21 protein-coding genes, 4 tRNA genes and 2 pseudogenes are annotated in these 21,678 nt (G+C 70.0%); 15 read left to right on the top strand and 12 right to left on the bottom strand.

Annotation, left to right across the window (positions count from 1 at the left end):
• Positions 1-107: 107 nt before the first annotated feature.
• Positions 108-788 (bottom strand): annotated as a pseudogene (locus FCI23_RS07175) (ISAzo13-like element transposase-related protein); the annotation flags it as partial.
• Positions 789-1,346: 558 nt separating this feature from the next.
• Between FCI23_RS07175 and ltrA the strand changes: the two are divergent.
• Positions 1,347-2,744 (top strand): group II intron reverse transcriptase/maturase, encoded by a 1,398-nt coding sequence (gene ltrA / locus FCI23_RS07170; RefSeq protein WP_322973810.1) that lies wholly within the window; start codon positions 1,347-1,349, stop codon positions 2,742-2,744.
• A 96-nt stretch (positions 2,745-2,840) separates the two neighbouring features.
• On the opposite strand, the pseudogene FCI23_RS07165 reads toward ltrA, so the two are convergent.
• The 10 genes and pseudogenes from FCI23_RS07165 to FCI23_RS07130 all read right to left on the bottom strand — a co-directional run.
• A pseudogene (locus tag FCI23_RS07165) lies at positions 2,841-3,794 on the bottom strand (ISAzo13 family transposase); the annotation flags it as partial.
• Positions 3,795-4,204: 410 nt separating this feature from the next.
• Positions 4,205-4,284: transfer RNA gene (locus FCI23_RS07160), tRNA-Tyr, on the bottom strand.
• A gap of 4 nt (positions 4,285-4,288) precedes the next feature.
• Positions 4,289-4,380 (bottom strand) — tRNA-Ser (locus FCI23_RS56210).
• A gap of 10 nt (positions 4,381-4,390) precedes the next feature.
• A tRNA-Ser gene (locus FCI23_RS07155) sits at positions 4,391-4,475 on the bottom strand.
• A gap of 4 nt (positions 4,476-4,479) precedes the next feature.
• Positions 4,480-4,552, bottom strand: a tRNA-Gln gene (locus FCI23_RS07150).
• Between the two features lie 229 nt (positions 4,553-4,781).
• Positions 4,782-4,904, bottom strand: a complete 123-nt coding sequence (locus FCI23_RS62305) for a hypothetical protein (protein WP_265737727.1) — start codon at positions 4,902-4,904, stop codon at positions 4,782-4,784.
• A 311-nt stretch (positions 4,905-5,215) separates the two neighbouring features.
• Complete coding sequence (locus FCI23_RS07145) at positions 5,216-5,776, bottom strand: N-acetyltransferase (RefSeq protein ID WP_136722611.1); 561 nt, start codon at positions 5,774-5,776, stop codon at positions 5,216-5,218.
• Complete coding sequence (locus FCI23_RS07140) at positions 5,773-7,053, bottom strand: tetratricopeptide repeat protein (RefSeq protein ID WP_246143469.1); 1,281 nt, start codon at positions 7,051-7,053, stop codon at positions 5,773-5,775. The genes FCI23_RS07145 and FCI23_RS07140 overlap by 4 nt, the downstream gene beginning before the upstream one ends.
• Before the next feature lie 11 nt (positions 7,054-7,064).
• The gene (locus FCI23_RS07135; protein WP_136722610.1) at positions 7,065-7,613 is read right to left on the bottom strand and encodes a GNAT family N-acetyltransferase; all 549 of its coding nucleotides are present in this window, start codon (positions 7,611-7,613) and stop codon (positions 7,065-7,067) included.
• A complete protein-coding gene (locus FCI23_RS07130; protein WP_136722609.1) occupies positions 7,610-8,887 on the bottom strand; it encodes an XRE family transcriptional regulator in 1,278 nt (425 codons plus the stop codon). Before FCI23_RS07130 ends, FCI23_RS07135 begins: the two co-directional genes overlap by 4 nt.
• A gap of 173 nt (positions 8,888-9,060) precedes the next feature.
• On the opposite strand from FCI23_RS07130, the gene FCI23_RS07125 reads away from it, so the two are divergent.
• From FCI23_RS07125 to FCI23_RS07105, 5 genes are all read left to right on the top strand, one after another.
• Complete coding sequence (locus tag FCI23_RS07125; protein WP_136722608.1) at positions 9,061-9,525, top strand: ATP-binding protein; 465 nt, start codon at positions 9,061-9,063, stop codon at positions 9,523-9,525.
• A gap of 107 nt (positions 9,526-9,632) precedes the next feature.
• Positions 9,633-10,037 (top strand): hypothetical protein, encoded by a 405-nt coding sequence (locus tag FCI23_RS07120; RefSeq protein ID WP_136722607.1) that lies wholly within the window; start codon positions 9,633-9,635, stop codon positions 10,035-10,037.
• Positions 10,034-11,251 (top strand): phosphotransferase, encoded by a 1,218-nt coding sequence (locus FCI23_RS07115; RefSeq protein ID WP_136722606.1) that lies wholly within the window; start codon positions 10,034-10,036, stop codon positions 11,249-11,251. The genes FCI23_RS07120 and FCI23_RS07115 overlap by 4 nt, the downstream gene beginning before the upstream one ends.
• Positions 11,175-12,098, top strand: a complete 924-nt coding sequence (locus tag FCI23_RS07110; RefSeq protein WP_136722605.1) for a Rossmann-fold NAD(P)-binding domain-containing protein — start codon at positions 11,175-11,177, stop codon at positions 12,096-12,098. The genes FCI23_RS07115 and FCI23_RS07110 overlap by 77 nt, the downstream gene beginning before the upstream one ends.
• Positions 12,099-12,106: 8 nt before the next feature.
• Positions 12,107-13,240, top strand: coding sequence for a phosphoenolpyruvate carboxykinase (ATP) (locus tag FCI23_RS07105; RefSeq protein WP_136722604.1), 1,134 nt, complete (start codon positions 12,107-12,109; stop codon positions 13,238-13,240).
• Between the two features lie 177 nt (positions 13,241-13,417).
• On the opposite strand, the gene FCI23_RS07100 is transcribed toward FCI23_RS07105, so the two are convergent.
• Entirely contained in the window at positions 13,418-14,152 is a 735-nt protein-coding gene (locus FCI23_RS07100) for a hypothetical protein (RefSeq protein ID WP_136722603.1), read from the bottom strand.
• Positions 14,153-14,515: 363 nt separating this feature from the next.
• Between FCI23_RS07100 and FCI23_RS07095 the strand changes: the two genes are divergently transcribed.
• From FCI23_RS07095 to FCI23_RS07060, 9 genes are all read left to right on the top strand, one after another.
• Positions 14,516-14,986 carry an ATP-binding protein gene (locus FCI23_RS07095; protein WP_169316707.1) on the top strand — a complete coding sequence of 157 codons (471 nt, stop codon included), beginning with the start codon at positions 14,516-14,518 and terminating at the stop codon, positions 14,984-14,986.
• Positions 14,983-15,135: a hypothetical protein gene (locus FCI23_RS56205; protein WP_169316706.1), complete on the top strand. Its 153-nt coding sequence runs from the start codon at positions 14,983-14,985 to the stop codon at positions 15,133-15,135. Before FCI23_RS07095 ends, FCI23_RS56205 begins: the two co-directional genes overlap by 4 nt.
• 742 nt (positions 15,136-15,877) lie before the next feature.
• Positions 15,878-16,030 (top strand): hypothetical protein, encoded by a 153-nt coding sequence (locus FCI23_RS59330; protein ID WP_246143467.1) that lies wholly within the window; start codon positions 15,878-15,880, stop codon positions 16,028-16,030.
• Positions 16,031-16,731: 701 nt separating this feature from the next.
• Positions 16,732-16,875 carry a hypothetical protein gene (locus FCI23_RS59325; RefSeq protein WP_246143466.1) on the top strand — a complete coding sequence of 48 codons (144 nt, stop codon included), beginning with the start codon at positions 16,732-16,734 and terminating at the stop codon, positions 16,873-16,875.
• Between the two features lie 208 nt (positions 16,876-17,083).
• Entirely contained in the window at positions 17,084-17,674 is a 591-nt protein-coding gene (locus FCI23_RS07080) for an SAF domain-containing protein (RefSeq protein WP_246143464.1), read from the top strand.
• Positions 17,674-18,510: a hypothetical protein gene (locus tag FCI23_RS07075; RefSeq protein WP_136722601.1), complete on the top strand. Its 837-nt coding sequence runs from the start codon at positions 17,674-17,676 to the stop codon at positions 18,508-18,510. The genes FCI23_RS07080 and FCI23_RS07075 overlap by 1 nt, the downstream gene beginning before the upstream one ends.
• Positions 18,507-19,868 (top strand): CpaF family protein, encoded by a 1,362-nt coding sequence (locus tag FCI23_RS07070; RefSeq protein ID WP_136722600.1) that lies wholly within the window; start codon positions 18,507-18,509, stop codon positions 19,866-19,868. Before FCI23_RS07075 ends, FCI23_RS07070 begins: the two co-directional genes overlap by 4 nt.
• Positions 19,865-20,773 carry a type II secretion system F family protein gene (locus FCI23_RS07065; protein WP_136722599.1) on the top strand — a complete coding sequence of 303 codons (909 nt, stop codon included), beginning with the start codon at positions 19,865-19,867 and terminating at the stop codon, positions 20,771-20,773. Before FCI23_RS07070 ends, FCI23_RS07065 begins: the two co-directional genes overlap by 4 nt.
• Positions 20,770-21,672 carry a type II secretion system F family protein gene (locus FCI23_RS07060; RefSeq protein WP_136722598.1) on the top strand — a complete coding sequence of 301 codons (903 nt, stop codon included), beginning with the start codon at positions 20,770-20,772 and terminating at the stop codon, positions 21,670-21,672. Before FCI23_RS07065 ends, FCI23_RS07060 begins: the two co-directional genes overlap by 4 nt.
• Positions 21,673-21,678 lie beyond the last annotated feature (6 nt).

Below are 21,678 nucleotides of genomic sequence, written 5' to 3'. Positions count from 1 at the left end.
CGCTGCACGAGCCCGTGTCGCCGCTTCAGAGCCGTCAGCAAGTAGGCGAGCAAGCTCGTTGCGCTCCATGGCCAGGGTCCGTCAATTAATTAGTGGTGTGTGTCGTGTCAACTGGTCGTTGACGTCGCGTGCATGACGTATCTGGCGAGTTGGCAGGGGTCGACGAGGTGGACGGGTAGTGGCTCGGCGTGGTGTCCCTGCTGCTGAAGCAGGGGGCGGGCCTGTTGTAGCAGGGTGCGCATCTGGTTCTCGCCGATGCGGAAGAGGTGGGCGATCAGCGAGCAGGGCAGCCCACGCTGGTCGAGGACGGCGGCCCAGGCGATGTTCTCGACGGTGAGTTTGCGGTGGCGGGGGCGCTGCTTCGGTGGCAGCGCGTCGACCAGTTCGCGTACCTGGGCGACGAGTTGGTCGAGGGCGTCGCGTGGCATGCCGGTCAGCACGGGGTGGGTGGCCAGGGCGGAGTCGAAAGTGTGGGCAAGGCGGGGGTGTGCCCGGCGTCCGGGTGGCTGGAGCGGCACAGCGGGGACGCCGGCCTGGGGCGGGATGGTGTAGTTCCACTCGCCGTGGAACTCGTTGGGGTTGATGGTGAGCGCGGCGGCGTGCTGGGCGTCGATCTCGATGCCGGTGGGGTAGACGTCCTCGTCTAGTCGCGCGGTCACGCGCAGGCCGCCGCTCGTGGTGGTGGCCGCGATCAGGCTGAGGGCGACCTCGAAGCTGGTCAGCGGGCGGGCGCGCCAGTTTATCGAGATGAACGAGAACAGGCGGTGTTCGACCTTGTTCCACTGTGCGTCCAGAAGACCGGAGGTCGATCATGTAGGCGGTTGATCGCCAGTCGTAAGCTCGTCGTCGCTTGCCGGTGTGAGTCCGGTCCGGGTAGCTGCCAGGAGGCCCGGTAGCAGGCTGGCGGTATCGGGGGGAAACGCCCGGTGTCGGAGCCCAGCGTCAAAAGCCCTTCAAGGGGGAGCAACCGAGCGGTCCGTAGCATGAAGCGAAGCCTGCCGCGTCGTGAAAATCCCCATCGTGAGGTGGGACAAGGGAGAGCCGAGCCCGGAGTGTCAGGGTGAAGGCCATGGAAGCGGCGAAGACCCTGGAATCGCAGCCGTGAGGAACTCTTCGGCGTAAGGGGCGCGGAACGTTCGGATAGTGACGGCGGGAACTGGAGAGGCCCTCCCCGGCCCGGCGGCCTGCGCGCAGATGCCGCTGGAAGCTGGGTGCCCTATAACCGATGACCTCGGGAAGTGGGTGCTGGTCGGGTGGGCGTCAGAGGCGGCCGTAGTACTGCTTGAGCCGAGCGGACAACATAACCGCCGGTGAGGGAAGGGCCGCTACTTCGTCGATGCGTAGAGATGTGGAGGAGGGGCCCGGTGAGTGCCCAGGTGGCTAGTCCCGCCGACGGGGGACGTTCTCCCTCGGATCCGGTCCGTGCCTTGCAGCATGCGCTCTACCGGGCGGCCAAGGCTGATCCCGGACGGCGGTTTCACGCGCTGATGGACAAAGTCTCGCGCAGGGACGTCCTATGGCGTGGGTGGGTCGCGGTGCGTCGGAACAACGGCGCTCCGGGTATCGACCGGATCACCTTGGAGGAGGTCGAGGAGTACGGGGTGGCCCGGCTCCTCGATGAACTGGCCGTGGAGCTGAAGACGGGCAGCTATCGTCCGCTTCCGGCGCGTCGGGTGTTCATACCCAAGCCCGGCACGCCGGAGCAAAGGCCGCTGTCGATCCCTTCGGTGCGCGACCGGATCGTCCAGGCCGCGTGGAAACTGGTGGCGGAGCCGGTGTTCGAGGCGGATTTCCTTCCGTGCTCGTTCGGGTTCCGTCCCCGGCGCGGTGCCCATGATGCGCTCCAGGTACTCATTGATGAGTCCTGGCAGGGGCGCAACTGGGTGGTGGAGACGGACATCGCCAACTGCTTCGAGGCGATTCCGATCGAGAAGTTGATACAGGCGGTCGAGGAACGCGTCTGTGACCAGTCGTTCCTGAAGCTGCTGCGTGCGATGCTGCGCGCGGGGGTCATGGAGGAGGGGCAGGTCCGTCGGCCGGTCACCGGAACCCCACAAGGCGGGGTTGCATCTGCTTTGCTCTGCAATGTCTACCTGCACCGGATTGACCGGGCATGGGACGAGCGGGAGCACGGGGTTCTGGTGCGTTACGCCGACGATGCCGTGGTGATGTGCAGATCCCGGAAGCAGGCCGAAGCCGCGCTGGCGCGGCTTCGGGAACTGCTGGCCGAGCTCGGCCTGGAGCCGAAGGAAGCCAAAACCAGGATCGTGCAGCTGAAGGTGGGAGGCGAGGGAGTGGACTTCCTCGGCTTTCATCATCGGATGGTGAACGCGCCCGCTCTCAAAGGGAGACGGCCGTTCCCCTTCCTCGCCCGCTGGCCCGCGGACAAGGCGGTGCGGCACGCACGGGAGCGGATCCGGGAACTGACGGACCGCTCCAGGCTGCTGCTGCCGACCGAGGTGGTGGTTCAGGACCTCAACCGGTTCCTGACCGGCTGGGCCGCGTACTTCAAGTACGGCAACTCAGCACACCGCTTCGGGGTGATCAGGGAGTACGTGCGGATGCGGATGGCGCTGTTCATCGGCAAACGCCACAAACGCTCCCGTGGCTTTGGACGGTACGTGGTGGCGTACGCCTCACCGGACCATCTGGGCCTGGTCAGCCTTTCTGGGAACGTCGTCGCCCCCAGGCCCTTCCGGGACTGGCGGGGGAAGCCGAATGCCGGTGGTGAACGGCGTCGGTGAGCCGTGTGCGGGAGAACCGCATGCACGGAATCGAGGTGGCGGGGGCTGGAAACGGAACGCACGTACTGCGTCACCGCGCCAGTCCCCGACCCTATTCGATGTGCCAGGCGGTAGGTGGCACACGCTGATTTCCAGGCCGGTCTCGGTGGCGAGAACGGCGAGGTTGGCCTTCCATGCCTTGGCGCGGGAGCTGTTGGAGCCGCCGCCGTCCGCAGTGATCAGCAGCCGGCGGGCGTGCGGGTAGGCGGCGCTGCCTTCCTCCTTCCACCAGCGGCGCAAAGCGGCCACCGCGAATGCTGCGGTGTCGTGGTCGGTGCCCACCACGACGTAGCCGGTGTTGCGCCCGACATCGTAGATGCCGTACGGGATCGCGGTGCCGACCGCCTGGGTGGGGAAGTCGTGGTCGAGGACCTTCACCGGCGCGCCGGGAGCGGCCCACTCCCGCGCGGCCTGGGCGAACAGCCCGATCTGTTCCTTCTTCTTGCTGTCCACGCTGATCACGGGGTCGCCCGCGTCCAGGAACTCCCGCACTTTGTCGTTGACGTGCCGGAACTGGGCGTCGCGGTCGGGATGGCCGCTGCCTGCCAGGACCTTGGCGTTGCCCCGCAGGCTGAACCCGGCCTCCTTCAGCAGCGTGGCGATCGTGTCCCGGCCCACGACGCGGCCCTGGGCGGCGAGTTCACGGGCCAAGTGCCGCAGCGACTTCGTCGTCCAGGTCAACGGCCCTATCGGATCGCCCTGTGTGCTGTCCTCGACCAGGGACAGCAGTGCTGGGCGCAGTTCCGGGTCCTTCTCGGTCAAGGTCGGGCGGCCCCCGCCCAGGCGGCGCACCCTGCTATCGGGCTCCGCTCCTTCCTGCAGCTCGGCAAGTCCCCGGCTGACACATCCGTTGGAGACGCCTGCGGCCTCGGCGACGGCGGCGATTCTGCCGTGTCCGAGCTGCCGCGCCTCCGCCGCGTACAACAGCCGACGCTGACGTTCATCCAGATACGGCCCCACCGCCTCCAGCTTCGCCCGCAATGGCCCGATCAACCCATCGAAACGCCCTATATCACATCAACGAGCCGAAATCCCGGAAGCAACCAGTAGTTCCTCGACAGGCCCTTCATCTGCTTCTGCATACTGGCACCCGGTTTGGTCCTCGCCTGACTTACGGGGTAAATATCCATTGCGGGGATTTGTGAGGTCGACCGTCGACCTCCCACTCGGCGATTTGGACCGCAACATCCCCTGGAGCGTGTCTGGTTTGAAAATCTGCCCGTTTGGTCGCTTTGCCGGTCTCATGGATACCGTCGGCGGGCTGCCCAGCCCCGTGTATGCAGCGGACTGACCGGCTGAGCGTTCAGACAAAACACTGCGAGATGCTTTAAACAGTCATTTCGAATCGGGATGAAACGCCCTCTCAGGTGCCGAATACGCGGGCCGGTTCGCTCGCGAGCTCGACCAGCAACGTCACCGGGTGGGCGAGGGAGGAGTCGAACCTCCACAGCCGAAGCGGGGCCTTTACAGGGCCTTGGGCTCACCAGTGCCCAGCTCGCCCGGGGCGGAGGAGGTGGGGGTCGAACCCACACGGGTGCTTACGCACCCCGACGGTTTTCGGGACCGCGGCCGACGCCACCTTTCGGCTGGCTCCTCCAGGACGTACGCGGAGAGTGCGCGGATCGAACGCGCGCGGGCTCGCACCCGACGACGGCTTAGCAAGCCGCTGCCTTCCCACTCGGCCAACTCTCCAAAGCTGCCGGACGAGGATTCGAACCTCGAACCTCCTGATTCAGAGTCAGGCGTGCTGCCAGTTGCACCATCCGGCAAAGGGGCGGGCGGCAAAAGAATGCCGCCCTGGCGGGGGCTCCCCGCGGGCGGCTGGTCGACGTCCGTTGTCGACGGCTACGTGGCCTGCCCGGGGATGCTCTGCGGCAAACTGGAAGTGCGCTGATATGACTGCGACTGACTTTCCTGGACGATCATCGCGCGCTCCTCTCCGTTGCGTGTGATGACCACTGTGACGCAGCCGAGGAACACCAGGCAACGGGATTTCCGTCAGGCAACCGCGCGGCTGATGAGGAGGTGGCGGACGGGGGCATACGGGGCTATGGGCTCATAGCCGAATCGGGCGTACATGGCCAGGGCCTCGGTGCTGTCCCGGCCGGTCTCCAGGAGCATGCGGCGCTGCCTTCGAAGCGACTGGGCGAACCAGCGAGGTCGGCGGGGCGTGGTCAGGGGTGGTGCCGGTGATCGCCGACGGCGGCGATGGCCGAGAACCTCTGCCCGAGCGCGTGCAGGAACTACTGAAGAATACGGTTTCGTCGAGCAGGCACAGCCCTCGTTGTACGGCTGGCAAGAGCTGCGGTCAGGCCTCCACCCTGCGCATACCGCATAGCACCGGCATACCGCGAGAATCACTCGCCCCTTCCGGGGTGATCGCGGACAGCAGACCGTCTACCTTCCCTCTTCCGTGCTACTTGGGGGCATGGTCAGCGGTGGAGGGGGTCGCGCATCATGGCGGCGAAGACGGGGGAGTCGGGGAAGGGCTGTTGGTGGCCGATCTGTTCGTACCCCCATGCCTGATACACGGCCTTCAGCCTGCCGTCGGCGGTCGCCGGATTGACGAGCAGGGTCACCCGCCGCTCGGCGCGTCCGGCGAGGAGTTCTTCGTGGATGCGGCAGGCTGTGCCGGTGCCGCGCCAGGATTTGCGGGCGAGGATTTCGTTGAGGGCCAGGGTGCGTGTGCCCGTCTCGCCTACGTAGTCGTCGGGTAGCGGTTCCTGCATGGCAGTCCACCAGGCGGTGGTGGGGCCGAGCGGTGTGGCGAACGCGTAGCCGACCGGCTGGTCCGCCTGGTAGCCGATGACGGCTTCCCAGCCGGGGCGTGATGCGTAGGTGGTCAGGCGTTCGTTGAAGCGCTCGATGGCGTAGAAGGGCCGGTCCATGAGGCCGAAGTCGCCGCGGACTTCGGCGTGGATCTCAAGGAGGAGCTGCCGTACCGTCTCGACATCGTGGGTGTGGTGGAAGGTGAGGGGGCTGGTGTTGGTCACGCTTGTGCCTTCCGGTGTTCGGTCCAGGTGCGCTGTCCGGCGCTGCCGGGGGCGAGGTCGGTCATTCGGCGGGTGAAGTCGCTGAGGAGTTTGCCGATGCGGCCTTTGCGGGCCATCTCCGGCGGGATGGTCTGGGCGGTGGCGAGGGCGGGTTCGAGCTCGCCCTGTCCGAGCTGGGCGAGGGCGAGGTTGGCGTGGGTGAGGGCGCGGTTGCGGTGGAGGTCGGGGCGGAGGTAGGCGAGGCTGCGGTGGGCGTGGTGTTCGGCCTCGTCCCAGCGGCCGAGCTGGAGATGGGTGAAGAGGGCGAGGCTGTCGAGTTCCGCGCGGTCGTAGAAGCGCATCCAGGGTGGGCGGCGCAGGGTGGGGTCGGCGCGGTCGAAGGCGTCCTGGGCTTGGCCGAGGGTGCGCAGGGCGGTGCGGGTGTCGCCGAGGTCGGCGTGGTCGACGGCGAGGCGGGCCAGGGCGAGGGAGGCGTACATGGGGTCGCGGCGGGTGATGCCGGTGGCGCGGGAGGCTTCGGCGGCTGCCATGGCGTCGGTGTGGCGGCCGAGCTGGCGGTAGAGGACGGAGGCGTGGCCCCAGACGCGGAACTGGACGGCCGGGTCGCCGGCGAGGCCGGCGAGGGTGACGGCGTGGTTGAGGTGGCCTTGCGCGGCGTCCAGGCGGCGGCCGTCGATGGCGGCCCACATGGCGCTGGTGATGAAGGCGGCGGCAACGGCGTAGAGCTCGGAGCGCACGCGGGCGCTGGAGGTGCCGTTCTGCTGAAGGTCGAGGGTTTCGGTGGTGAGGGCGGTGGCGTGGGCTTCGAGTTCGGGGGTGCCGCCGTAGCGGTCGTCCATGGAGACGACGGCGGCGAGCTTGGCGTTGAGGCGGGCGACGTCGCCGCTGCCGAGGCGGCGGGGGGCCGTGTTGGCGGGGGTGGCCAGGGTGGCTCCTGCGGCGCTGGCGGCGGCGATGAAGGCGCGACGGTACACAGGGTCCTCTTCGGGTGCGGGTGGTGACGGGGTGCCGTCTTTGGGGCGGAACCCCAGTTGGGTGCAGGTGAGTCCGGTGATGTGTTCCAGCGCGGCCCGCGTAGGGGGGAGGGGCCATCTGGTCTCGCCGGACAGCCAGCGGAACACGGCGCGCTCGGTGGTCGTGCCGTAGGTGCCTTCGAGGCTGGCGAGCGCGGTGTTGACCAGGCTCGCAAGTTTGTTCGCGGGGACTTTGTGATCGGTCATCCACGCGGCAAGGGCGCGGTTGGGGGTGTGCGGCACGGCGTCTCCCTTCCGGTTCATGGCCCGGGCAGTCAGGGAGTCTGCACGGCTCGGATCATGACGTGCAGAGGCGGGGATCCTGGGCTCGGCTGGGCCTGTCCGACGTGTTCGTACCCCCAAGCCACGTACAGGGCTTCGACCTTGCCGTCCCCAGCTGCCGGATTCACCATCAGCGTCACCTGCTCCTCGGGACGTCCGGTGAGCAGGTCGTCATGGATACGGCGGGCCGTGCCGCTGCCCCGCCAGGGTGTGCGGACCATGATCTCTTTCAGGGCCAGGGTGGGGATGGCGGTGCAGCCTGCGGGGAGGGCCCCGGTGGTGCGGGCCCACCAGCGATCCTCGTGACCTTGGAGGGTGTTGACGTACGCATAGCCGACCGGCTCGTCGCCGTCGTAGCCGATGACGGCCTCGAAACCGGGTTCCTTGGCGTGCCGGGCCAGGCGTTCGCCGAAGCTGTCCACCGCGTAGTGCGGCAGGTGGAGCAGCGGGGCGCGGACGTCGGCGTAGACGTCAAGGAGGGTCTGCCAGACAGGCTGGGCGTCGGTGACGTGGCGCAGTTCGACGGAGGCGGCGGTGGTCATATCGGGTTCCTCCGGTTGGCGTGGGTGTACTCGTCCCAGGTTCGCGCGGATTCGCTGTCCGGCGCGAGGGCTGCCAGGGTGCGGCCGAAGCGGCTAAGGATGCCGACCACGCGCGGGTGGCTGGTGGAGGCGTCCGTGGGGATGGACATGGCGGTGATGACGGCGGTGTCCAGGTCACCGTGGCCGAGCTGGGCCAGGGACAGGCGGGCGGTGGCGATGGCACGGGAGCGGTGCATGTGGCCGGGCAGCAGGTCCAGGCAGCTGCGGGCGTGGGTTTCGGCCCGTGCGTAGTCGCCCAGGGACAGATACGCGGCCAGGGAGAGGGATTCCAGCTCGGACTGGCCGTAGAACGCGGTCAGCCACAGAGGGCGTTGGGCTGCGGGCTCGGCACGGTCCAGGGCGTCCTGGGCGTGGCCGAGGGCACGTCGTACGGCGGTGGTGTCGGCGGTGAGTCCGAGGATCGCGGCGTGTCGGGCGTGGCCGAGGGAGGCGAACATCGGGTCCCGGCGGGTGACGGCCAGGGCTCGGGCGACGTCGTTGGCGGCGAGGGCGTCGGTGGCCCGCGCCAGGTGGCGGTAGAGGGTGCCGGCGTGGCTCCAGATCCGGAACTGGATGGCGGGGTCGCCCGCGAGGCCGGCCAGGGTGACTGCCTGGTGGAGGTGGGCCTCCGCGGTGTCGAAGCGACGGCCGTCGATCGCGGCCCACATCGAGGAGGAGGTGAAGGCGGCGGCCGTGCTGTACAGGGAACTGCGGATGCGCTGGCTCGCGCTGCCGCGCTGTTGGAGGGCCAGGGCCTCGTCCGCCAGGGCGCTGGCGTGATTCTCGATGTCCGGACGTCCGCCGTGCCGGTGGTCGCTGGCGACCAGGCCAGCGAACTTCGCCTGCAGCCGCTCGACGTCGCCGGTCCCTACCCGGTGAGCGACGGCGGGGACGGGGACGGCGCCGAGGGCGGTACCGGTCGTGGCCGTGATGAACTCGCGTCTGCGCACAGGGTCCTCTTCCAGCGGTGCGGGGGCATCAGGAACAGTGCCCTTGCGTCGGAACCCTAACTGTGCTGCTGTACGGCCCGTGACTTGCTCCAGAGCTTTGCGCTGCTTGGCGTTGGGCCAGGTTGCCTCCCCGGACAGCCACCGGAACACCACCCGCTTGTCGGTGCTGCCGTAGGTGCCGGTGAACGCCCGGATGGCGGTGTTGAGCTGGCCCGCCAGCTCATGAGCGGTGATCCCATGCTCGGCCATCCAGGCGGCCAAGACTTCGTTCCGTACGCGGGACATGACGGAACCGTAGCGACCCGGCCGGTAAAGCGAGAGTCAAATCGTCATCTTGAGCCCGAGCACGCCGCGTGCGGTTCGACATACCCACGGTCACGGTCAGGGCGGTTACTAGTACGTACCGCGCGGCGGTCCCCGCCGTCATCCTCCCCCCTGCTCACTGGAGTTGATCCTCCATGTACCGCAATCACCCGCCTGCCTCTGTCCTGGAGGCCACCACGGTCGGATCGCCGGTCGCTACCGGTCCGCGCCAGGCAATGGCCGTGCACATCGCCTCTGACCTGCAGCACGTCGCCCGAGTGCGCGCGGCCGTGCGGTCCGCTCTGCGGCGGTGGCGCGTGCCACAGCTGACGGACGACCTGGTGCTGATGGCGGACGAACTGGTCGCCAACGCGATCCGCTACAGCGGCTCGTCCGGCGTCGAGGTGCGGTTGCAGGTGGAGGACGGGATAGCGCTGCTGGAGGTCGACGACGGAGCCGACACCGAACCGGTGGTACGGCAGGCGAGCAAGGTTGACGAGGACGGCCGCGGCCTGTTTCTCGTCGATGCGCTCTCCGACACCTGGGGCAGCCGCTCCAAGGAGGGCGGCGGGAAGACGGTGTGGGCGACGCTGGCCGTGCCCGTGGCGGGTGCGGCATGAGGCCTCCGGACAACTGCACGCGGCCCCTGCATGTGGGCCCTCTCGCTCGGACGCCAAACAGCGGCGTACGGCCGGGGTTTTGGTGCGAGGTCGTCAGATCCTCGGTAGTGGACGAGGACCGGTGGCCGACGCTTGCCGGGTCCGTCACAGCGGACACTCCGACGGCGGCCGTGCGGTGGGTCCGCATCATGGTGCGGACCGTCGTCGCCGTCATCCCCACGAGCCCGATCGTCGAGGCGTGGCTGTTCGGCGGCCACCAGCGATCCGCGCTGGACCTGTCACGGGGCGACGAGATGACGCTGACGCTCACCCACGGGGACGCCCGGATGCGGTGGACGGCCCGGCCTGTGCTGAAGGACCGCAGGCCAACCCCCGCCGCACACGCCTGGCCTCGGCAGGCCTTCCACCTCGGTGCGTGCGGCGGGACCAAGACGCCGTCCTGGCCGGGGAATTTTCCCCTACGCCCCGGCCGGGACGGCCCACCAGACCAAGCCCGTTGGAGGCGTTCGTGAGCACCGCCGTGAGCACATCACCCAGTGCCGTCCCCAGGGTGGAGGAGGTTTTCGCCCACGCGGAGAGGAAGATCCGCCAGGCTGCCGCCGTGCTGTGGGCGGAGGCGGACGTTGTACTGGGCGGGCATGTGCCGAGCGTCACCGGCTACGTCCGCCGGCTGACCATCGACGACCGGGACTGGTATGCGAAGTACTCCTTCCTCGGCATCTCCCTCGTCTCGCTCCTGCGCGGCACGTGCGGGGACTGGGACGAGGTCCGGGCCGCGCAGGCGGCGTACGTGCGGCGCCCGGACGGGCTGATGGAACGCGAGGTCGGGCAGCTACGGTTCCTTGCCGCGCTGGGCCGCCCGCGGGTGTGCGGGGTCCTCGGGTCGCCATGTGGCGTGCTGTTCACCCGGGCCGTGCCGGGCCCCACCCTGGCCAGCCTGCTGCTGGAACGGCCACAGGATACCGCCGGGCTGCTGGAGGCACCGTTCCGCGAGCTGACCCGGCTCCACCGGCCCGCTACTGCGCAGACCCTCGGCCCGGCTGCCGCGATCGGGGAACGCAGCGTCTCGGGCACATTCCTGCGGAAGTTCAACGGCCTGTCCGGGACGCTGTACGTCGACCGGCTCGGCGCCGAGCGGTGCGATCCCGCCGAGCGTGCCGGGGTGGTCGAGTTGTTGCGGCGAGTTGTGGCCCGGCTGCACCGGCTCCGCACCGCCGTGCTGCCCAGCTCCGCTTCGGGGGCGGTGCTGACCTTCGGGGACCTCAAGCCGGAACACGTCTTCTTCCCCAGCGGCCCGGACGGGCAGCCGGTGTTCATCGACCCCGGTCTTTTACGCGCCCGGCTCGTTGTGGACGTCGTGAAGCTGATCAGCCGCACAATCCTGCTAATGGCTGCCGCCCAGCCCAGCGAGATTACTGGGAAACAGGTCGCCGAGGGCATCTCGGCATTCGCCGAGGCCCGGGTGCGGGGCCTGCCCAGGGCGGTTGGCAACGGATGGCTGCACGAGCTGCTGGTGCTGTGGCTGATGGACAGCATCAACATCCTCACCACTTACCTGTCGGCCCCGGCCGCGCTGCCCATCTCTGCTCAAGGCGAGGTGCTGGTGAAGCGGGCGGCCGTGGTGTGCGCGATGGCCGACCAGATCAGCGATGACCTCGCCGTCGGCACGAAGCCCGACGCCGCCTGGGAGCACGGTCTCGCGTGGATCGCGGCGGTGGCGGCATGAGCGCGGTCAAGGCGCCGGCCTGCCCGGCAGGCTGCTGGTCAACTCCCGTACGGCCGAGCAGGCCGCTGCCCTGGCGGCCGACCTGGACGACATGCGCACCGCTCTCCGCCTGCCGGTGCACCCGCTGACCTGCCAGCCGGCCGACCTGATGGACTGCGACGCCGTAGTGATCGCAGTCCGCGCCACCTTCACCAACACCCGTGCCACCGACGTAAGGATGGGCGGCGCGGCGGCGAACGCCCCGCACATCGCGCTGCTGGGAGCCGTCTTGCGCGGCTACACCGGCACCGTCCTGGTGGTCACCAACCCCGTCGACCTGATGGCCCGGCTGTTCGCCGACTCCTCCGGTTGCGGCCGGGTCTACGGCATCGGCTCGAACCTCGACACCGCCCGCTACCGCACTGCCCTGGCGGCCCTGCTCGGTGTCCCCGCGCGGGCGGTGCGGGGCCACGTGATCGGCGAGCACGGCGACGGCATGGTGGTCTGCGCGTCCGCCACCACCGTCAACCACGAGCCCATCGCCGTCCCGGTCCAGCAGCTCCGGGACGAACTCGCCTCCCGGGCCGGCCGGATCAGCGCCGGCATCGGCCGCACCCGCTCCGGACCGGCCGGGGCCGTGGTCTCCACCCTCCGCTTGTCCCTCGGCCTGGCCGACGGCGTCACCGAACTGTCGGCCGCCTACCGGGGCGGCTGGCTGGGAATTCCGTTGCGGTTCACCGCAGGCCGGCCCCTACCGTGCCTGCCATCCCTCGATGCCGACGAGACCGTCCGGTTTGACGCCGCCGACACCAAACTCCGCACCGCCTACATCGCGCTGCGGCCTTCCCCTACACCCACTCACCGATGAGAGGCCCCATGAACCCCACCATTACCGCCACCCGGCTGCACGCGGGCGACGCGATCGTGACCGTGGTGAGCAACACCCCGGCCGTCACCGGCTGGTCCCGGCGTTACTTCGGCCCTTGGTGGAACGCGTTCGAGGTGCCCGCCGAGAGCATCGGCGCAGGCCCGCAGGTCAACGCCACAGTGGACGCCGCCAAGTACGCCGAACTCGCAGAGCTCGTGGACGGCGGCTTGAACGAGGCCGAGGAGGTCACCTATGCCAAGGCCCGTACCCGCGTGACCAGCCATGGCGGCGGCATCATCTCCGCCGTCTCCCCTGACGAGCAGCTGGCCTACCGTTCCGATTCCCGCTTCGGCAGGCTGACCATCGCCGGGCCGGAGGAACAGCCGGTCGCCTTGGCTGCCGCCCGCCTGGCCCGCGAGGCGATCCGCGGCCAGCTGCTGCGGGACGGCTGGACGCTGCTGCACGCCTCCGCCGTCGTCCGCGATGGCCAGACGCTCCTGACCTTCGGGTCCAAGGGCGCCGGGAAGACCACCACCGCACTGTTGCTGGCTTCTCGGGGCTGGGAGCTGCTGGCCAACGACCGAGTGTTCGTCCGCCCCGAGGGCGACCGGCTGCAGGTCTTGCCGTGGCCGTCGGCCGCCGCCATCGGCCTGGGCCTGCTGGACGCCCTCGACTTCTACGACCTCGTCTGCGACCGCCTCAAGGCCGGCGAACAACTCCACCCAACCCAGCATCAGCGCGTCACCGACGCCCTGATGGACGGCAGCCGCACGCCTCTGTGGGAGCAGGGCGGTAAGCGGGAGCTGAAGATCCAGGTCTTCCCCGACCAATTCGCCACCTGGTTCGGCATGACCCTGGCCACCGGGGGCCACGCCGCCGGTCTGCTGTTCCCGCGCATCGAACCCGACGCCGCCCCGGCCCTCGCCGACGAGACCCGGAGCCTGAGCGAGCACGACTTCATGTCCGGCGCGACGGAGGACCGCTACCCCGACATCTTCGGCCTCACCCGGGTCAACGGCGGCGGCAACCAGCAGGCCCGAACCGCTGTGACCGACCGGCTCACCGCGCTGCCGCACCACTCCGTGGTCCTCGGCCACGACACCACCGCCAACGCGGACTTTCTGGCCAAGCTCACATCCTGATCGCACGACAGCAGGCCCCTACCAGAGCCCATCTGGTAGGGGCCCGCATCACGAGGTGCGCAGGGTAGCTGCGGGCTGGCGCGCACCGGCTGGCCAGGGCAGTGCCCGGTGAAGGTTCAGGCGTCTCACCGGCGGCGGCCTTGGTGCCGTCGCCGGGTGAATTGCCGGATGCTTGAGTCATTGCGTCCGGGGGTGCTCGGATGGGTTGGTCAGCGCCTCGGAGAAGATGGTGCTGCTGAGGTGGTACCGCTGGGCCAGTCCGAGGGCTCCTGTCTCGTGCGCCATCTTCCCGGCAGCGTGGGTGGTGATGGCGAGTGCGGCGGTGACGCCGAGGTTGTGGGGGAGGTCGATCAGAGTCTCCGCGTAGGCGAGCGTCTGGCGGTACGCGAAGCGGATGGCTTCGGGCCCCGGCGTGAGCTCGGCGATCAGGTCGGCGGCAGCCCGCGCTGCCTCGCTCCAGTGGGCGGCGACTGCGGCTCGTGCCGGGGTGTCGTTGCAGGCGGCGGTTGTGGGCAGCACTGCGGCCAGGGCCGGGGTGAAACGGCGCCGGTCGCGTCCCGTCCGACGGTCGGCGTGACGGATCCAGTCCGTCGCAAGTGCCATGGTCGGGCTGGGTGCGCGCAGGATGTCAGCCAGGCCATCGTCTGCAGGGACTGTCCACACCGGCGCGAGTGCCGCCCGCGGCCACAGGTCACGCACCGGGACGTGGTTTCCGGCGGCTTCGGACAGCAGCTGGGCCACGATCGCCGGGAGTGGCTCGCGCGGTACGCGCCCGGCGTGCAGCCATTCCGAGACGGTGGAACGGCTCAGGTAGCCGTCGCCGAGGAGCGCATTGACCGCCGCAACCAGCTGCGGCGGGCGCCAGCCGGCGAGGGCGAGCTGCTCTGCCAGTGTGTGATTCGGGCGGCGCACAGTCACCTCCTCAGGCGCGGCGTCGGGCGGCCGGATGGACCGTAACGCCGCTGGCGGCCAGAGCGGAACCGGTCCGGTTGGACCACGTACGACGACTTCAACCACGTCGGATTGCGTGGGATGACGTCGTTTGCACAGGGTGCCGCTCACTGGGGTGCGGACGGTGTCGTGGTCGTGTTCCCGATCACGACCGCTGGAGGGCCACCTGATGCTCCCGCTGCTGTTCACTACCGCTCTGCTGCTGGGGCCGGCCATGTCGAGCACTGCGCTCATGGCCGGTGGGGCACGCGCCTGCGTGCGCCCCGGGCGCGGCCGCCATCGCCGGGTCACGCACGGCCGGCACGCCGCCAGGGGAGGCTCGCGATGATGCCGCCGTCCCACGCCGCGGCCCTCGGCTTGGTCTACACCTGGACCAGCGCCACCCCGGGCGCACCAGGACGTGCCCGAACGGCTCTACGCCGGGCCCTGGAAAGGCTGGAACTTTCCGAGGACGTCATCACCGACGCCGTATTGGCTGCGTCCGAGCTTGTCGGGAACGCCACAGACCACGCCACTGGCCCTTACGAGATGATGCTACGCCGCACGGCTGTGGAGCTGATCTGCGAGGTCTACGACTACGACCCGCGGATTCCGGAGATTCCTGCCTTCCCGGCAACCGGGGTGTTTGCTCCGCATCCTGAGGGCCGTGGCGGCGGGTTGGAAGCGCTGTCGGCATGCTTGTCCGAGCGTGGCCGGGGTTTGCACATCGTGGATCAGCTGACTGGGGGTGCGTGGGGTTTCCGGCTGCCCGGCGACGGGACAAAGGTCGCGTGGATGGTGATTCCCGGTGCTTGATCAGGCCGTCGGCCTATCGCGGTCTGGCCGGGCGCGGGTCCTTCCGCCCCTGGGCGTGGAACGTGGACCTGTTCGACGACGGCTCCGGGTTGGGCGGAGTCACCGACCCGGCCGGGTGTGACGGGCAGGGCCAGCGGCCGCAGGCCTGAAGGGTGCAGATCGTGAACGATGGCGGTGAGGTACTCGTGGCTGGGGATTTCTTCCTCGGGTGAGAGCGGCAGGCGGCACCGTAGCGCCGGAACTCCCCATCGTTCACGAGACGACCTCGTGAACAGCCCCGCTGGATCGCTCAGATGGGGGTCGGCTACCGGAACTGGCCATCGGCCGCGGTCGCGTCCGAATTTGGCTACGAGCAGCAACTGATCGTTCCCGGAGGGTTTGCCACCGTGCATGCCGGGAACAGGCTGACGTGACGTAAAGTGAGTGACTCATTACGATGTGTGAGAGCGGTGTGGTGGAGAGCGGGTGTTGATGCGAGAACGATGGACTCGTCGATGGGCGGCAGCGACCGCGGTGGCAACTGCCGCCCTCGTGCTCGTCGGCCTGGCGTTGAGCGGATGCAGTGATGAGGGGAAACGCTCGGGGGGAAGCGCACAGGGCCGCAGATCGGCTTCTGTTCGTAGCGCAGCGCCGAGCGATCTCCGTACGGAAGCGGCGCTCTCCGCCTACCGATCAATGTGGGCCGACATGGCGGCAGTGTCGAGGACTTCCGATCCCAAGTCCCCCCGACTCGATGACCACGCGGTGGACGGGGCCCTGCGGTTGCTGATGTACGGCCTGGAGAAGGCACAGGCGGAGCGAGTTGTCACTAAGGGAGCGCCGCGCCTCGAACCCGAGGTGGTGCGAACCCGTCCGGCTGACGCGCCTACAGCCGTTGACTTGGAGGACTGTATGGATGACACCCAGTGGCTCCAGTACAAGCTCGACGGCTCCTTGAAGAACGATGTCCCGGGCAGCCATCACCACACCAAGGCCACCGTGGAATATGTGCACGGTGCGTGGAAAGTCTCCAAGCTCTACGTGGATCAGGCGGGAACGTGCTGATCGGCTGCCACCGGCACCCCATCACCGTCGCCGCGACCGTCTGCCTGGCGGTGATGGCCAGCACACCGCCTGCCGCCAGAGCGGACGGTAATGGGAACCAGCTGGCTGGTGTGTCTTGCGGCAATTCGCGGTGCAACGTTCACGCAGGGACACCAGCCCGATCGGCACAGGACGTGCCCTCGCCTGCGCGATCTGCTCCTCTGAGGGCGGGGAGCGGCAGCCCTTCGAGGAGCGGGGGCGCTCAGGTTGAGAATCAGCGGCCGTGGATGCTCATGAGCCTTGACGGCAAGGGGCTTGTGCTTGACGACCGAGGCGCGCCACCTGCGCCTGGCAAGAGGGCTGACCGCCCTTCTCCAGCGGTGGTGGCGCGGCAGGTGGTGGAGCAGTTGGTGTTGCCGGAGCCGGTGATTCGGATGAGCCCGGGTGAGGATGTGGCTCAGGTGGTGGGGGTGCCGACGTGGTTGTGGGTTGATGGGTCGGTGTGGCGGCCGGTGTCGAGGACGGCGCGGGTGCCGGGGATGGTGGTGACGGCTACTGCGACGCCGAGGCGGGTGGTGTGGTCGATGGGTGACGGGGTGAGGGTGACGTGTGTTGGGCCGGGGACTGCGTATTCGGCGAGGTTCGCGGCGGATTCGGTGTCTCCGGATTGTGGTCATGTGTATCGGCGGTCGTCGGCCGGGCGGCCTGGTGAGGCGTTCACGGTGACGGCGACGATCGTCTGGGATGTGGTCTGGCAGGGCGGTGGGCAGGCGGGAGCTGTGCCGGGGCTGCGGTCGGCTGCGGAGATACCGGTGCGGGTGAGTGAGGTGCAGGCGCTGGTGGTGGACGGGCGGCGCGGCCGGTAGCGGTTGCAGCCGGGTGGGCGGTGAACGCCCTGTGGGTGAGTGATCTTCTTGATGTGTGAGGTGAGTTGTGGGTACCTCTGTGTCTTCTTCGGCCGGGGAGCGGGCTGCGGGTGGTTGGGCGCGGGTGCGTCCTGAGCGTCGGCCGAGCGGTCCGGAGCCGGGGTCGCCGGGCGTTGTGGGCGGTCGGGTGCGGCGTCGGCCTGCGCTGGTGTGGATCGGGGCTGCTGTGGTGATGGTGTGCGCGGTGGGCTTTGCGGCGCTGCTCGGGCAGGCGGGGCGGAAGACGCCGGTGCTGGCGGTGGCGCGGTCGTTGCCCGCAGGCCATGTCCTGGTCGCCGGTGACCTGCGGAAGGTGGAGTTGGGGGTGGATGACGCGGCCGGGCATGTGGTGCCGGCGGCGGATGCGGGGTCGGTGGTGGGTCAGGTGGCGGCGGTGCCGTTGGCGGCGGGGTCGTTGCTGGCGCCGGAGCAGGTGGGGGAGTCCTCGCAGTATCCGCCGGCGGGGCGGGCGCAGGTGTCCTTTGCGGTTGAGCCGGGTGCGGTGCCTGCCGGGTTGGTGGCCGGGCAGCGGGCGGCGGTTCTCGCGGGGAGCCCGGACGCTGCGGGGGCGCCGAAGGATGGTGCGGAGGTCAAGGAGGATCCGCTGGTGGGTGTGGTCACGGATGTGACGGCTGGTGAGGGGGAGTCGGCGCCGTCGGTGGTGACGATGCTGGTGGATACGGCGGCGGCGCGGCGGGCCGCGCAGCTCGACAAACCGCATGTGGTGGTGCTGAGCCCGGTCGGCCGGGAGGTGCCGTAATGCGGAGGCTTGTGGCGGTGGGGTCGGTGAAGGGCTCTCCGGGGGCGACGACGCTGGCGCTGGCCGTGGCCGGGCATTGGCCGACCGCGGGTGGGGTGGTGCGGCCGGTGGTGGTGGAGGCTGATCCGGCGGGCGGTGATGTCGCTGCGCGGTTCGCTCTCTCGGACACTCCTGGGCTGATGGCGTTGGCTGCTGCGGTGCGACGGGCGGCGGCGCCGGAGGTCGTGGAGGAGTGTGTGCAGGTGCTGCCGGGCGGGGTGCCGGTGGTGGCGGGTCCGGCGGGTGGGCAGCAGGCTGCGGCGGCCGTCACTCTGTTCGCCGGCAGCGGGGGCGTGGAGGCCCTGCGCGGGGGCGCGGAGGCGGCGGGGACGGTGCTGCTGGATCTGGGGCGGTTGGAGGAGGCGACGGTGGCGTTGGTGGGGGCGGCGGATGTGCTGTTGCTGGTGACGCGGGGTGAGGTGGAGGCGTTGGCGCACGTCGCGGCCCGGGCCGGTGATCTGAACGCTGTGGCGGCGGGTGTGGAGTTGGTGGTGGTCGGGCCGAGTCCGTATCCGGCGTCGGAGATCGGGGCTGCGTTGGGGATTGGGCGGGTGCATGCGGTGCCGTGGGATCCGCCGACCGCGGCCGCGCTCGCGGGCCGGGCGGCCCCGAAGGCGAGGCGAGGGCGGTTGTCGCCGTTGGCGCGGGCGGCGGGCCATCTCGGATGGCACCTGGCCGCATTGACGGAGCAGCCCTCGGGCGTTCTTGGCCGGGATCTGGCTCATCTGGCGGTACCGGCTCCGCTCCCGCCTGCTGCGCAGGGCGCTCGGGTGTTGGAGGCCGGTGAAGTGCGATGACGGTAGGTACGGAGCAGCAGGCGCTGCTGCCGCGGCCGGTGCAGGATTGGGAGCGGCGGCTGGCGGATTGGCTGCGTGAGCAGGTCGCGGGGCGGATGGCGGCCTATGCGCATGCCCGGGAAGAGGCCGGACTGCCGGCCGAGGACGCCGGCCAGCGGCGGGAAGTGGTGCGCCGCCTGGTCGCGGAGGAGCTGGATGGCTACGCAGCAGCCCAGTTGACGGCGGGCCGGACCGGGCTGGATACGGCGGCAGAGGACCGCATCAGTTCGGTGGTGCTGGACGCACTGTTCGGGCTGGGGCCGTTGGAGGTGCTGCTGGCCGATGAGCGGGTGGAGAACATCGCGGTCAACGGTGCGGACACGGTGTGGGTGCGGTACGCGGACGGGGCCAAGCGCCGGGCGGAGGCGCTGGCGGCGTCCGATGAGGAGTTGGTGGAGCTGGTGCGGCAGATTGCCGCGCGGGCGGGGTTGGAGGAGCGGCGGTTCGACCGGGGGGTGCCGAGGTTGAACATCTGTCTGCCGGACGGGTCGCGGATGTTCGCGGTGATGGCGGTGACCGGCCGGGTCTCGCTGTCGATTCGCCGGCACCGCTTCCGTACCGCCACGCTGCCCGATCTGGTGCGGCTGGGTGTGTGCGACCAGGCGCTGGCGGGCTTCCTGGGCGCTTTGGTGCGGGCTCGTCGCAATGTGATCGTCGCGGGCGGTACGAACGTGGGGAAGACCACGGTGCTGCGCGCTCTGGCCTCGGCGATCGATCCGTCCGAGCGGCTGGTGACGATTGAGGACACCTTCGAGCTCGGTCTGGATGCGGACCCGGTGGCGCATCCGGATGTGGTGGCGATGCAGGCGCGGGAGGCGAACATCGAGGGCGAGGGCGTCATCGATCAGGCGGAGTTGGTGCGGTGGGGTCTGCGGATGTCTCCGGACCGGGTGATTGTCGGGGAGATCCGTGGGTCGGAGGTGGTGCCGATGTGCAATGCCATGTCGCAGGGCAATGACGGGTCGCTGTCCACGATCCATGCTTCGACCTCGCGTGGGGTGTTCACCAAGCTTGCCGCCTACGCGGCCCAGTCCCCGGAGCGGTTGTCGTTGGAGGCGACGAACCTGCTGGTGGCCTCGGCCGTGCACTTCGTGGTGCATCTGGGTTGGGATGCCGATGGGCGGCGGGTGGTGGACTCGGTGCGGGAGATCGTCGATGCGGACGGGGCGCAGGTGATCTCCAATGAGGTCTACCGGCCCGGACCGGACGGCCGCGCGATCCCGGCAACCCCCGTGCGGGGCGAGACCCTCGAGGACTTGCTCGCGGCCGGGCTGGATGAGCGGGTGCTGCGCGAGCAGTGGTGGGGGCGCACCGCATGAGCCTCGACTTGGTAATGGCGGTGCTGCTCGGCGCCGGTGCCGGCGGAGGGGGCTGGCTCGTGGCGCACGGCGCGATGCGTCGCGACCGGCCCGACGGCACCTCTGGCTCGGGCGTGGCGTGGTGGGCGCGGCTGACCGGGCGGGTGGGGAAGCGGCGGCTGGGCGGTGCGGTGCTCGCGGGGATGCTGGTGGGTGCGGCGACGGGTTGGCCGGTCGGGGCGCTGCTGGCCTCGGTCGCGGTGGCGGTGCTGCCCGGTGTGCTGGGGCGGGACCGTCAGGCTGCCGCCCGTACGGGGAGGCTGGAGGCGGTGGCGGTGTGGGCGGAGATGCTCCGCGACACCCTGTCGGCCGCGGCCGGGTTGGAGCAGGCCATTGTGGCCACCGCCTCCCTCGCCCCGCCCGCCCTGCGGACGGAGACGGCGGCGTTGGCCGCGCGGATCGAGGGCGGGCAGTCGCTCGGGGCCAGTTTGCGGGTGTTCGCGGAGGAGGTGGCGGATCCGGTGGCCGACACGGTGGTGGCCGCTTTGGTGATGGCGGCCGAGCGGCAGGGCCGCCAGTTGGCCCCGTTGCTGGGTTCGTTGGCCGGGGCCACGCGTGAGCAGGTGGCGATGCGGTTGCGGATCGATGCCGGGCGGGCCCGGGTGCGCACCTCGGTCCGCGTCATCACCGCCACCACGCTGGGTATGGCGACCGGGCTGGTGGTGCTCAACCGTCCCTATCTGGAGCCGTTCTCCTCCGTGGAGGGTCAGCTGGTGCTGGCGCTGATCGGGATCCTGTTCGCAACCGGGTTCGCCTGGCTGATGAAGATCGCCGAATTCGTCGAGGAACCCCGGATCCTCGCCCCGGCCCCGCCCACGCAGCCAACGGTCCCCGCACAGGGGAAGAGAGAGGTGGGGGTCCGGTGATCGCGATCCTTCTCGGGGCGACGTTCGGCGGCGGCCTGCTCGCCCTCGCCTACGGGCTCCATCCGCCCCGCCCTTCGTTGGCCGCCTCCTTGGCCGCCCTCCACCGCCCCGTCCGGCAGGCGGCGGCGCCGACTGCGGCCGAGGCGGAACCGGGCGGCTGGGCGGCACGCTGGGGGCGGCGCGGCGTGCCCTTGCTGCGCGCCCTGGGTCTGCCGACCGCCTCGCTCCGCCAGGACTTGGCGGTCCTGGGCATGGACGTCGACCGGCATCTGGCCGAGAAGGCTGCCGCCGCGGCGGTTGGGCTCATCGCCCCGCCCGCGTTGCTGGCCCTGGTCGACCTGGGGACCGGCGCTGGGGTCGGCTGGTGGCTGCCTACGTGGGTGGCGTTGCTGTGCGCCGGGGCGCTGTTCCTCGCCCCCGACCTGACGGTGCGCGCGCAGGCCCGTCGGCGGCGGGCGGAGATGCGGCACACCCTGGCGGTCTTCCTCGACCTGGTCGTCATCGCGCTGGCCGGAGGTGCCGGTGTCCAGCAGGCCCTGGCCGATGCCGCAGCTGCCCCACAGGGCTGGGCCGCGTCCCAGCTGCGGCGGGCGTTGGCGACGGCGCAGTTGGCCCGCAGCAGCGTGTGGGACGAGCTCGGCGCGCTGGGCCGGCAGACCGGCGTGAGCGAGCTGTCCGAACTGGCCGCCACCGTCGGCCTGGCCGGCAGCGAAGGCGCCCGCATCCGCACCTCGCTGGAGGCCAAGGCCGCCGCCATGCGCGGCCGCCGCCTCGCGGAGGCAGACGGCGCCGCCCAATCGGCCACCGAACGCATGGCGCTGCCGGTGGTGCTGAAGTTCGGCGCCTTCCTGATCTTCATCGGTTACCCGGCTCTCACGCACGTGCTGAGCGGCTTGTAGACCCTC

It is taken from the genome of Actinacidiphila oryziradicis (assembly GCF_005047355.1).
GTDB classification, from domain to species: domain Bacteria; phylum Actinomycetota; class Actinomycetes; order Streptomycetales; family Streptomycetaceae; genus Actinacidiphila; species Actinacidiphila oryziradicis.
The sequence above is the reverse complement of the archived record's forward strand: the minus strand, read 5'-3'. Positions and strand labels throughout refer to the sequence as shown.